Here is a 12,451-nt window from a genome sequence, read left to right as displayed (position 1 = left end):
ACTTTCAATTTGATAGGCTTACAGCTCACTTTCCCTCGCTCACTCCCCTCACCCATGCGTAAAACAGAACACATTAAGTTTATTACCGTCTAAGTCTCTAAAGTATCCCGCATAAAAGCCGGGCATTTCACGTGGACCGGGGGCGCCTTCGTCTGTGCCACCTAGTTCTATGGCTTTTTTATAAAAGGCATCTACTTGGGCGGGGGTTTCGACTGCCAGAGCAATCATAGTGCCGTTACCTACTGTGGCTTTTTCATCGTTATAAGGTTTGGTAATAGCAAAACCGGGCTTATCTTGACCAGTGCTCCATGCGACAAAGCGGTCAGTTTCTAAAAAGCGCTCGGCGTTTAAAGTGGCGAACAATTCATCGTAATACTTTACTGCTTTAGCTAGGTTGTTAGTGCCTAACATGGTGTAACCTATCATTGTGTGCTCCTTACGTTTAAAAGTTTCTGTACTCAACATAAAAGGGAAATGACCATCTGTCTATTGATTTCTCCATTCATCGCAATGGACTATATTTCTGATGGTTGTTACTTTATAACAGGTTAACACGCCCTAATTTCTGCTCACTAACAAGGAAATAAAATGAAGTTTAAAACGTCTTTAGCACTGCTTGCAGCAGCCAGCTTTTACAGCCATGCAGGAGCTAGCAATACCTTTCAACTTGAAAATGTTTTTGATCTTGAATACGCCAACCAAATAGAAATGACAAAAAATGGTGATACAATTTACTTTGTGCGTAATCGCATGGATATCAAAAGCGACCGTAAAGTCAGTAATATTTGGTCAGTAAACCCAGATGGTAAAACCATGCTACCGCTAACATCTGGCGTGCATATGGATTACTCTCCGGTATTGTCACCAGATGAAACTCGTTTAGCGTTTATTTCTACCCGAGATGGTAGCAGCCAAATCTATGTAAAATGGTTAAAAACCGGTAACGTAGCAAAAATTAGTAACCTAACGCAAAGCCCTGGCGGATTAACTTGGACGCCAGATGGCAAACAATTGGTGTTTAGTCAGTTTGTGCCAGCAAAATCAGCAAGCCCAGTGTCTTTACCGGGCAAGCCTGAAGGCGCTAAGTGGGCAGAGCCAGCTAAATATATTGACGATACCTATTACCGTGCCGATGGCGGTGGCTACTCTGAAAAAGGTTATCGTCACTTTTTTATCATCAGTGCAACGGGCGGCAATGCACGTCAATTGAGTTCTGGTGATTTTGATCATGGTGGTGCTATTAGCTTTAACGAACAAGGCGATGCGTTTTATTTTTCGGCTAATCGCTATGAAGACAATGAATTACACCCAACTGAATCTGAAATCTATAAACTTAGCTTAGCGGATCGTTCAATTACCCAAATAACAGACCGTAAAGGCCCAGATTCACGCCCTAAAGTCTCGCCAAATGGTCGTTACCTTGCATACACAGGCTACGACGACAAAAAAACTAACTATGAAAATAACGACATTTATTTACTTGATTTAAAATCAGGTAAAACCTCAGTACTCACTGCTGATTTAGACCGTAGTGTCGAAAGCATTAAATGGGATGATAGCGGCAGAGGTCTTTATTTTAGCTACGATAGTGAAGGTAAAACTCATCTAGCTTACCAGCCGCGTAGTGGTAAACATAAGGTGATTACCTCAGAGATTGGTAGTGTCGCCTTTGGTCGCCCATATTCAGGTGGTGACTTTGATGTGAGCGAAGATGGTGAAGTTGCATTCACACTTGCAGATACCCAACGTCCAGCAGATGTAGCATTAATTAAGCGTGGTAAAACGGCGCGTTTAACACAATTAAACGAAGATGCGCTGGGCGACAAAGAGCTGGCTAAGGTTGAAGAAATTTGGGTTAAATCAAGCCACGACGGTTTGGCTATTCAAGGTTGGATTGCTTACCCGCCAGGCTTTGATAAAAAGAAAAAGTATCCACTTGTTTTAGAGATCCACGGCGGTCCTGTTGCAAACTACGGCCCTCACTTTAGCCCTGAAGTACAATTATACGCAGCCAAAGGTAATGTTGTACTGTATATGAACCCACGCGGCAGTGACTCATACGGTAAAGAGTTTGCGCAAACAATTCATCATAACTACCCAAGTAATGACTTTGATGACTTGATGACAGGTGTTGATGCTGTCATCAATAAGGGCTTTATTGATGAGAGTAAGTTGTTTGTCACCGGCGGTTCAGGTGGCGGTGTTTTAACTGCATGGATTGTAGGTCATACAGACCGCTTTGCAGCCGCTGTTGTTGCTAAACCTGTAATCAATTGGATCAGCTTTGTACTAACTGCTGACTTCTACCCTTTCTTTGCTGACTATTGGTTCCCAGGTAAACCATGGGACAACATTGAGCATTATATGAAGCGCTCTCCAATTAGCTATGTGGGCAATGTAAAAACACCCACTATGCTGTTAACTGGTGAATCAGACTATCGCACGCCGATTTCTGAAACCGAGCAATTTTACCAAGCGTTAAAGCTTCAAGGCGTTGATACAGCGATGGTGCGTATTCCTAATGCCTCACATGGTATTACCGCGCGCCCATCAAACCTGATGACCAAAGTCGCCTATATTCAATGGTGGTTTGATAAACATAGTAAGTAGTTGCGGGTTGCGAGCAATAGTTTAGGTGCGGCTTTATGCCGCGCCATATATAAACCATAACGCGGGATAAACCCGCTGCTATTTTCTAACTTTTGAATTTCAATCTGATAGCTGACGGCTGAAAGCTGACAGCTCTCTTTTCTGTAAACCCCCTTTACAGTCAAAATATGAGTAACTCCTTACATACATTTCTCAAATATCGGACATTAATCCAAAAGCAGTTAGTAAAAAATCGGTTTATAGCCAAAATCAGTAACTTGAGTTAGTAAAAAATCGGTTTGTGCCGCTAGAAACCTAGCTTCAGTTAGTAAAATTTTGGTTTGTAAGGGTGTTGAGTTGGTAAAAAATCGGTTTATGGCTTGAGTGAGTTAATAAAAAATCGGTTTGTAAATCGCTAGATTCTACAAAACAACATTAAATTGCCGTTTATATGAGCCAATTTTAACCATTCTAGAGGCTGTAATTAGGCAATAGGCCCTAAATTAAGGCTTATACGGCGGAGGTAGTTAAATCCTGATCTAAAATTCTTAGGCTGGTAAATGCGTGATCTGTATTTTTATAAAGCTAGTAAATGGCTGATCCAAGACTTGGTTAAAGAGTGATCCGAGATACGAGGTGCGAGATGCGAGGTGAGAGATGCGAGTCTGATGGCTGACGGCTGAAAGCTGATAGCTAAAAAGCGAAAAAGGGCCCGAAGGCCCCTAACAACATTATTGAATAGCTATAAAAGAAACTACATTACAACTTGGTTAGAACTGGTTCATGGTATTTGCTTCACCACCGGCTTTAAGCGCATTTTCACCAGAGAAGTACTCTTTATGAGTATCACCAATGTTTGAACCTGCTAGGTCTTGGTGTTTCACTGATGCTTGCTCACGGCGGATTTCTTGACGTTGTACGTCGCGAACATACGCTAGCATGCCTAGGTCGCCGAAATAGCCTTCTGATAGAATATCAGTGCTTAGCGCCGCAGTATGGTAAGTTGGTAGCGTGATTAGGTGATGGAAGATACCCGCTTCACGTGCACCATCTTTTTGGAAGTTTTGTACAAGTACGTCTGCTGCCGCAGCAAGCTCTGTGTCATCCATTTCTGGCGCCATTAATGCCTTATTGTCATCAATGCTTGGGTAAGCAGATAGGTCTTTACCTTGTTCTTGCCATTCAGCATAAACTTGCTCACGGAATTTAAGTGTCCAGTTGAACGATGGTGAGTTGTTGTATACCAGCTTAGCATTGGGTACTTGCTCTTTAACGCGGTTAACAAGCTCAGCGATTTGTTTAACGTTTGGCTTTTCTGTTTCAATCCACAGTAAGTCTGCGCCTGATTGTAAGCTAGTTACACAATCAAGAACTACGCGGTCTTTCTCTGTACCTTCACGGAACTGGTATAAACCATTATCTAAACGTGTTGGTTTGCAAAGCTGACCATTCAGCTTCATTGCTGTGTCGCCTTCATTTAAGTCATCCACACTGTTTACAGGTGTTGTTTCAAGGAACGACGTGTATTGGCTAGCAAGGTCGCCAGGTGTTTTAGATACAGGCACTTTTTGAGTAAGACTTGCACCTAATGAGTCTGTGCGAGCAACAATAATACCGTTATCAATGCCAAGCTCTAAGAATGCGTAACGAACTGCGTTAATTTTTGCTAAGAAATCTTCATGCGGTACAGTTACTTTACCAGCTTGGTGACCACATTGTTTTGCGTCAGATACTTGGTTCTCGATTTGGATAGCACATGCACCCGCTTCAATCATCTTTTTAGCAAGTAGGTAAGTTGCTTCTTCGTTACCGAAACCCGCATCGATATCAGCAATAATTGGCACAACATGGCTTTCGAAATTATCAATTTTATCTAGCACAGCTTGAACGTCACCGCCGTTTGCTTTCGCTTCGTCTAGGTCTTTGTAAAGGTGGTCAAGTTCACGTGCATCAGCTTGCTTTAAGAAAGTGTAGATTTCTTCGATTAGCGCTGGAACAGACGTTTTTTCATGCATACTTTGGTCAGGTAATGGACCAAACTCAGAGCGAAGTGCCGCAACCATCCAGCCGCTTAGGTATACATAGCTGCGTTTAGTTGTTTTGTTATGACGTTTAATTGCCATCATCATTTGCTGTGCCGTGAAACCATGCCAACAACCTAATGATTGTGTGTATTGGCTGTGGTCAGCATCGTAGGCTGCCATGTCTGCACGCATAATGTCTGCAGTGTATTGAGCAATGTCTAGACCCGTACGAAAACGGTTTTGTAAGCGCATACGGCTTGCGTATTCAGGGTTGATTGACTGCCACGTTTTGCCTTGTGTTTGACATAAAGTAGCTAGGTTATCGGTTTCGCGTTGATATGTTGTCATAATAAAAGTCCTTCGAACGGGTTATCTATTTTTTGTTAGTGAGAGTGGCTACTTGGCGTTTGCTTCGTAGCGCTTAATTCAACATTAGGCGGATTTCTTTGATTTAGTAAATTTATAGTTGTTATTACCACTATATTTTTAGTGAATGGCAAATAGCCTGCTTATTAGCCTTTTTTACGATATGGTTGAACCATGAATGATCAATTTAAGCTCGTTTAAAGGACATTATTATGACCACTCTCTCACTTAACGGTTTAAGCGTTGATCAACAACTTGCACAGTTTGTTGAACAGCAACTTTTACCAGGAACAGGCATTAGCACAGACACTTTTTGGCAAGGTTTTGCTGATATCGTCAATGAACTAACGCCAATCAATCGTGCGCTTTTAGAAAAACGCGAACAACTACAAGCTAAGATTGATGACTACCATAAGCAGCAGCCGGTATGGGATGCTGCGAACTATCAAGCATTCCTTGAAGACATTGGCTACCTTGTTCCTGAGCCAGCTAGTTTCAGCATAGAAACAGAGCAAGTAGAGCCTGAAATCGCAAACACAGCTGGGCCACAGCTTGTTGTGCCAGTGAGTAATGCACGCTTTGCCTTAAACGCCGCAAATGCGCGCTGGGGCTCACTGTATGATGCGCTATACGGCACAGATGTATTAAGTGAAGACGACGGCGCTGAGAAAGGCTCTACATACAACCCTGTGCGTGGCTTTAAAGTCATGGCTTATGCCCGCCAGTTCCTTGATAAAGCACTGCCTTTAGCAAACGGCTCACACATCGAAAGCACCAGCTATGCAGTGGTTAATAATGAGCTTTTAATCACATTACGTGATAGTAGTCAGGTTCGCCTAGCAAACCCTGAACAACTTATTGGTTACCAAGGTGAAGCGCAAAATCCAAGCGCTATCTTATTGAAAAATAATGGCTTACATATTGAGCTACAAATAGACCATCATCACCCAATAGGCCAAGCAGATAAAGCAGGCCTTAAAGATGTACTACTAGAAGCAGCCCTTACAACGATTATGGACTGTGAAGATTCCGTTGCTGCCGTTGATGCCGAAGACAAAGTAAACGTCTATCAAAACTGGCTTGGTTTAATGCAAGGAAACCTAGTAGAAGCATTTAACAAAGAAGGTAAAACCATTGAACGCCGTTTAGCAGAAGATCGCCAATATCAAGGTGTCAATGGCGAAACAATCACGCTAAAAGGCCGCAGCATGATGTTTGTGCGTAATGTTGGCCACTTAATGACTAATCCAGCTATCCAAGATAGTGAAGGCAATGACGTGTTTGAAGGCATTATGGATGCCATTATCACTAGCACCGCTGCACTTCATGACTTAAAAGGTACAGGTAGCCTTAAAAATTCAACGGCTAATAGTATTAATATTGTTAAGCCAAAAATGCATGGTCCAGAAGAAGTTGCCTTCACTAATACCCTGTTTACCCGCGTTGAGCAGCTGTTAGGCTTGCCTACAAACACCATTAAAATGGGTATTATGGATGAAGAGCGTCGTACTTCAGCTAACTTAAAAGCCTGTATTTTCGAAGCTAAAAAGCGTGTTGTATTCATCAATACCGGCTTCTTAGACCGCACTGGTGACGAAATTCATACTTCAATGCAAGCAGGTGTAGTACTGCCAAAAGGCGCTATTAAGCTTGAACCTTGGATCAGCGCATACGAAGATCGCAACGTAGATATTGGTCTTGCAACTGGCCTTAGTGGTAAAGCACAGATTGGTAAGGGTATGTGGCCAATGCCAGATAAAATGGCGTTAATGATGGAACAAAAAAGTGGTCACCCGAAAAGTGGTGCAAATACCGCGTGGGTGCCCTCTCCTACTGCTGCAACACTGCATGCCATGCATTATCATGATATTGATGTATTTGCCTGCCAAAAAGCGCTTATGGACCGCAAAGAAGCAAGCCTTACCAGCTTACTCACTCCGCCGCTTATGAAAGATGCCAGCAGCTTAAGCAAAGAAGATATTCAAGCCGAACTTGATAACAACGCTCAGGGTATTTTAGGTTATGTTGTGCGTTGGATTGACCAAGGTATTGGTTGCTCAAAAGTACCAGACATCAACCATGTCGGTTTAATGGAAGACCGTGCCACACTGCGTATTTCAAGCCAGCACATGGCCAACTGGCTGTATCATGGCGTTTGTTCTGAAGAGCAAATTAGAAAAACCATGGCACGTATGGCGAAAGTTGTTGATGGTCAAAATGAAGGTGATCCGGCCTACAATAATATGGCTGATTCAGCCGAAACTTTAGCACAAAGTGTTGCTTATCAAGCAGCTTTAGCCCTTGTATTAGAGGGAGTTAAACAACCTAGTGGCTATACTGAACCATTATTGCATGCGTTCCGTATAAAGTATAAATCGTTAATTTAGCCACTACACAACTCCCCTTCGAGTTTCATGTGTCGTTCATAGCAGCCCAAGGGCTGCTTTTTTTTTGACTAATATCAACTGATACCAATCCGCAATAATACTTAATTATTTTGAGGGATTAAACCTGTCGCTACCTGCGTTAAAAATTTCTGATTTAGAACAACTAAATAACGAAATTTTTGCCTTGTTATCAACGAGGTTTTATTGCCTCAAAATAGACCACTAAATTAAGCGTATTGGTATAAACTCATAACGACAGTGAATAGCCACCATTCATGGCATAATGAAAATCTATTAAAAAAGGGGCATTTGTTACCAAATGCCCCTTTTTACGTACTAATACGTACTAATACGTACTAATTTTTTAAAAATTAGTTTTTAACAATCGCATTGTGATAAACGTTTTGCACGTCATCACAGTCATCAAGCATAGAAATAAACTTTTCAAAGTTTGCGATATCATCTGGATCAGTGATGTCAGTATGAACTTGTGGAACAAACGTGATTTCGTCTACTTCAAAGTTGATACCTTCAAATGCTTCTTCAAGAGCTGTTTTTGCTTTGTAGTACTCAGTATGTGGAGCGAATACAGATACTTTGCCGTCTTCTACTTCTACATCTGTTACGTCTACATCAGCCATCATTAGTGCTTCAAGTACAACTTCGTCGTCATCGCCTTCAAAGCCTAAAACAGCTAAGTGGTCGAACATATGCGCTACACAGCCCGGTGTACCAATTTTTGAATCTGTTTTAGTGAACGGTAAACGTACATCTTTAATAGTACGGTTAGGGTTATCAGTTAAACAGTCCACAATAACCATACAGTTACCCGGGCCATAGCCTTCGTAACGTGCTGGAGAGTAGTCTTCCCCTGCTCCACCGGCTGCTTTTTTGATTGCATTATCGATTACGTGTGCTGGAACTTGGTCTTTTTTTGCACGCTCAATAATACGTTTTAGCGCTTGGTTTACTTCTGGATCTGGTTCGCCATTTTTAGCAACAACGTAGATTTCTTTACCGTACTTAGAATTTACTTTAGTTTTTGCATTGGCTGTTTTAGCCATGGCGTTTTTGCGGACTTCAAATGCTCTGCCCATCTTATGCCTCTATGAATACATTTGATAATTGCCGATATTTTAGCAACTCATGACCGCTTGGGCTAGTACTAGGGCATTTTGAAAAATAAAAAACTAACAATAAATCTCAGGAAAAATAAAAAACAAAGCTATTTAACATAACACTTTATTTTCTTGAAAAGAGTCAACCAAAGTAGGCAATTCTGAAAAATGATGCATTACATAATCGGCCTGATTCGCATATTCAGGAATTTCATCTGGCGCGTACAAGCAAGCACGCATGTTGGCATTGTGAGCTGCTTGTATATCAAATAAATAATCGCCGACATAAAGTAACTCAGACTGATCAAGCTCCCATAATGTCGCAATCGCATTTAAAGCACTTGGATCAGGCTTAGCAGGCGCATCAGAGCGAGTCAGCACGGTTTCTATTGGTAAGGGATTATTCTTTAATTTAATGGCAGCTGCACGGTCGTAGTTGCGAGTCACAATCGCCATCGGGATGTTATTTTCTTTCAGCCTCGTAATTGCCTCAGCAACGCCTGGCAATAAATGCGCATGCTGCGCATCAATAAGTTCATGCTGATGAACAATATTCATCGCTTCTTCACGCATGTAAGGCGAAGGTAACGAAGCAATGTAAGCAAGTAAGTCATTATCAAGCGGACAGCCTACCTGTGCTTTGATCAGTGAAAAATCCAACTCCGATGAAACCAAAGTACCATCTAAGTCAAAAATTACGCCACGGATATTGTTGTCATGGATAGTCATATAAATCCCTGTATATGAGAAGTGGGAAAATGTTGATGCCCATTAATAAGATAGTTTACGAAATGGGTTTATTAAAGGATCAAAGGATTAAAAAAGTAACTTTTTTAATCCTTTAGGACTGCTATTACTCTGGATTGACCGGTTCAAATCTAGCTTCAAGCCAAGTATCATCTTGGCTAAAGGTCAGCGTTTTTACCTTACCTTTACCCTCAATATTTACCATATTCACTTGTGTTGGCCATAGGTCGCGAAGTGCTCCGTTGCTCATTCGAATACCATGAATTCCCTCAGGGATCATGACTTCTTGATAAACCCAAAAGAATTTACCATCAACTTGCGCACCCACATCTTTAAGCTCAAGCGGCTTGCCATCTAAAGTTTGTAGAGCAATATGTGACTCAACATAATCTGCAAAACGCTTCTGATCTTCTTTATTTGATAAAATATCAGCATTGCCGTCAAACAAATATTCAACGGCGTGCTCTGTATCATGTAAATAAAAACGATGCATCAGCTCAATATTGTTGGTGCGTTTGTTAAATAACACGGTAGTCACAGACGCTTTTAACTGGTGCGCCATGGTTGGCGCACTCAGTAATAAAGCAAAAATAATGGCTATAAAGCGCATTATTGTTGCTCCTGGGCATCATTTTCGTCGTCTTTTTTCAGCTCAGTTTTAATATCTTGCATGATATCGCGGCTGACTTTCGCTTTACTCTTCTCACGTTTGTACACTTCAATACGTGATGGAATAATACGACGCGGGTAGTTATTGTTTTCTACATCAACATCCGCTGTTTCCCAGCGAGGGTCCACTGTAACAGACACTAGGTTTTTACCTTTTTCTGTAACAATTAGCTTTTGTACATGCTTGTGGTTACGACGCCAGATTTCAGCCGGAATGTACTGCTCTTCTTTCGTACCATCTTCATAAGTAAGCTCTAATAAGATAGGCATGACTAAACCACCTAAGTTTGAGAACTCAAGTACGTAGTAGTTTTTATCTTCTTTGATTGCACGCTCAAACGTTTTACGCTCCCAAGGCTCTAATCCTTTAAGGAATTTGTTATACGCGTTACGCTCTTTGTTAGTTACTGTGAAACGGTCGTTTTCGTCGTAGAAGTCAGTTACATCTGGGTTTTCTTCAACCCACAGTTTTTTACCTTCTTCTTTATTACGTTTTACGAATAACGGCATTGGCTTGTCAGCTTCGATATCACGTAAACGATTAAAGTCGATATCAGGATTTTTGGTATCTAAACGAAGTTGGTAAACCTTGTCTAGCGAGATATCAACGTGATCTGTGGTGTAGAACCAACCACGCCAGAACCAATCAAGGTCAACACCTGACGCTTCTTCCATAGTGCGGAAGAAATCAGCAGGAGTAGGGCGCTTGTATTTCCAACGCTGTGCATATTCTTTGAATGCAAAGTCGAATAGCTCACGGCCAAGGATCACTTCACGTAAAATGTTAAGTGCAGCAGCAGGCTTAGTATAAGCATTAGGGCCTAAACGTAATACGCTGTCTGACTGTGTCATAACAGGCACTTGGTTTTCAGACTTCATGTACTCAACGATGTCGCGAGGCTCAACACCCCAAGGAATAGTGTGATCCCATTCGCGACCAGCAACACCATCTAAAAAGCTGTTAAGGCCTTCATCCATCCACGTCCATTGACGTTCATCAGAATTGACGATCATAGGAAAGTAAATGTGGCCAATTTCATGGATAACCACACCGATCAAGAAGCGTTTTTCTGCTTGCGAGTAGGTACGAGTTCCATCTTCTTGTAGATCTGTACGCGGGCCATTGAAGGTGATCATAGGGTATTCCATACCGCCTACAGGGCCATTTACAGATTGAGCAACTGGGTAAGGATAGTCAAACGAGAAGCGTGAATACACTTCCATTGTATGAACTACTGACTCAGTAGAGTACTTCTTCCAAAGGTCACCACCTTCTTTAGGGTAAAAAGACATAGCCATTACTAACGGCTGATCTTTACCGCCTTGATGGTAGCCTTTTGCATCCCACATAAACTTACGTGAAGAAGCCCACGCAAAGTCACGTACATTTTCAGCTTTAAAGTGCCATGTTTTCGTTTTGTTTGTGCCTTCTTTTTCGTTTTCTAACGCTTCTTCTTCAGTCACGATGAAAACAGGGCGCTTAGCATCTTCAGCTTGTTCAAGACGCTTACGCTGTGTGCTAGTCAGAACGCTGCTTGGGTTATCAAGCTGACCCGTTGCCGATACGATATGGTCAGCAGGTACTGTAATTTCTACATCGTAATCACCAAACTCAAGTGTGAACTCACCGCTGCCTAAGAAAGCTTTGTTAGTCCACGCTTCATAATCAGTGTATGCAGCAAGACGAGGGAACCACTGCGCTAATAAGAAGATATCGTTACCATCTTCTTCAAAGTGTTCATAACCTGAACGTGCACCAACGGCGTCTTCTTCAACAATGTTAAAGGCGAAGTCCATGCTGAACTCAACGTCTTTTCCCGGTTTAAGCGGCTCGTTTAAGTCGATACGCATTAAGGTATCTACTACAGTAACTTTAAGCTCTTTTCCGTCTTCGTCTTTAACATTGGCGATTTGATAACCCAGCTCGTTGTCGGCCATAAATTGCTGACGACGTAACTGACCTAAGCTCAATTTAGTTGATTTTGGCTGAGGATCACCTTGCAATGTTTTACCATTGAAAGTAGATGTCATTTCAGCAATTGAGTCAGATTTAAAGATATTTTGGTCTAGCTGTAACCAAAGATACTTTAAGGTGTGCGGCGAGTTATTTTTGTATTCGATAGTTTGGCTTGCTGTTAAGCGACGTTTCTTTTCATCTAGCTTTACATCGATGTCGTAGTTTACTTGCTGTTGCCAGTAATTTTCAGCAGGCTCACCGGCCGCACTACGGTATACGTTTGGAGTTGGAAGTGCTTCATCTAGCTGACGGAACTTGTCAACGAATGAGCCTTTAGTTTGCTCAACAGATGACGCCATAACAGCTGAAGATACTGCTAAAGGCAATACCAAAGCACTCAATTTGAGAACTGCTTTTTTCATTGTTTATCCTGTAATTAGTTTGCAACCGTAACATCGCAAACTAAAAACAAAGTTGCAACATTATCACGATAAATTGCGGTATTTTTCAGGTAGTATTCATCGGTTATTACTAATCAAGATTAATTGTTGCTTTTTTTAATTAATATCTTGTAAAGGGGGTTTACAAAAACTG

The 12,451-nt window shown here is 41.7% G+C and carries 8 protein-coding genes; 2 read left to right on the top strand and 6 right to left on the bottom strand.

The genetic code is table 11. From position 1 onward, the window contains the following. Positions 1–48: 48 nt before the first annotated feature. The gene (locus AOG27_RS12640) at positions 49–426 is read right to left on the bottom strand and encodes a VOC family protein (RefSeq protein WP_054553384.1); all 378 of its coding nucleotides are present in this window, start codon (positions 424–426) and stop codon (positions 49–51) included. 162 nt (positions 427–588) lie between these two features. On the opposite strand from AOG27_RS12640, the gene AOG27_RS12635 reads away from it, so the two are divergent. Then, positions 589–2,610, top strand: coding sequence for a prolyl oligopeptidase family serine peptidase (locus AOG27_RS12635; protein ID WP_054553383.1), 2,022 nt, complete (start codon positions 589–591; stop codon positions 2,608–2,610). A gap of 749 nt (positions 2,611–3,359) precedes the next feature. On the opposite strand, the gene AOG27_RS12630 is transcribed toward AOG27_RS12635, so the two are convergent. Then, complete coding sequence (locus AOG27_RS12630) at positions 3,360–4,961, bottom strand: isocitrate lyase (RefSeq protein WP_054553382.1); 1,602 nt, start codon at positions 4,959–4,961, stop codon at positions 3,360–3,362. A 230-nt stretch (positions 4,962–5,191) separates the two neighbouring features. On the opposite strand from AOG27_RS12630, the gene AOG27_RS12625 reads away from it, so the two are divergent. Next, on the top strand, positions 5,192–7,366 hold the full coding sequence (locus AOG27_RS12625; RefSeq protein ID WP_054553381.1) for a malate synthase G: 2,175 nt from the start codon (positions 5,192–5,194) through the stop codon (positions 7,364–7,366). Between the two features lie 371 nt (positions 7,367–7,737). Here AOG27_RS12625 and AOG27_RS12620 read toward each other — a convergent pair whose 3' ends face one another. The 4 genes from AOG27_RS12620 to AOG27_RS12605 all read right to left on the bottom strand — a co-directional run bounded on the left by AOG27_RS12620 (position 7,738) and on the right by AOG27_RS12605 (position 12,279). After that, positions 7,738–8,463, bottom strand: a complete 726-nt coding sequence (locus AOG27_RS12620) for a YebC/PmpR family DNA-binding transcriptional regulator (RefSeq protein ID WP_054553380.1) — start codon at positions 8,461–8,463, stop codon at positions 7,738–7,740. A 132-nt stretch (positions 8,464–8,595) separates the two neighbouring features. Beyond that, positions 8,596–9,213, bottom strand: a complete 618-nt coding sequence (locus tag AOG27_RS12615; RefSeq protein WP_054553379.1) for an HAD family hydrolase — start codon at positions 9,211–9,213, stop codon at positions 8,596–8,598. 124 nt (positions 9,214–9,337) lie between these two features. Next, entirely contained in the window at positions 9,338–9,841 is a 504-nt protein-coding gene (locus AOG27_RS12610) for a DUF6702 family protein (RefSeq protein WP_054553378.1), read from the bottom strand. After that, positions 9,841–12,279, bottom strand: coding sequence for a M1 family metallopeptidase (locus AOG27_RS12605; RefSeq protein ID WP_054553377.1), 2,439 nt, complete (start codon positions 12,277–12,279; stop codon positions 9,841–9,843). The genes AOG27_RS12610 and AOG27_RS12605 overlap by 1 nt, the downstream gene beginning before the upstream one ends. Positions 12,280–12,451: the final 172 nt, after the last annotated feature.

Source organism: Pseudoalteromonas lipolytica (assembly GCF_001306915.1).
Taxonomy (GTDB): Bacteria; Pseudomonadota; Gammaproteobacteria; order Enterobacterales; family Alteromonadaceae; genus Pseudoalteromonas; species Pseudoalteromonas simplex.
The sequence above is the reverse complement of the archived record's forward strand: the minus strand, read 5'-3'. Positions and strand labels throughout refer to the sequence as shown.

What these genes read in the sequence shown, in the direction of transcription:
- AOG27_RS12610 (WP_054553378.1), bottom strand. Translation starts at nt 9,841, where the DNA reads ATGCGCTTTATAGCCATTATTTTTGCTTTATTACTGAGTGCGCCAACC.
- AOG27_RS12625 (WP_054553381.1), top strand. Translation starts at nt 5,192, where the DNA reads ATGACCACTCTCTCACTTAACGGTTTAAGCGTTGATCAACAACTTGCA.
- AOG27_RS12605 (WP_054553377.1), bottom strand. Translation starts at nt 12,279, where the DNA reads ATGAAAAAAGCAGTTCTCAAATTGAGTGCTTTGGTATTGCCTTTAGCA.
- AOG27_RS12615 (WP_054553379.1), bottom strand. Translation starts at nt 9,213, where the DNA reads ATGACTATCCATGACAACAATATCCGTGGCGTAATTTTTGACTTAGAT.
- AOG27_RS12630 (WP_054553382.1), bottom strand. Translation starts at nt 4,961, where the DNA reads ATGACAACATATCAACGCGAAACCGATAACCTAGCTACTTTATGTCAA.
- AOG27_RS12635 (WP_054553383.1), top strand. Translation starts at nt 589, where the DNA reads ATGAAGTTTAAAACGTCTTTAGCACTGCTTGCAGCAGCCAGCTTTTAC.
- AOG27_RS12640 (WP_054553384.1), bottom strand. Translation starts at nt 426, where the DNA reads ATGATAGGTTACACCATGTTAGGCACTAACAACCTAGCTAAAGCAGTA.
- AOG27_RS12620 (WP_054553380.1), bottom strand. Translation starts at nt 8,463, where the DNA reads ATGGGCAGAGCATTTGAAGTCCGCAAAAACGCCATGGCTAAAACAGCC.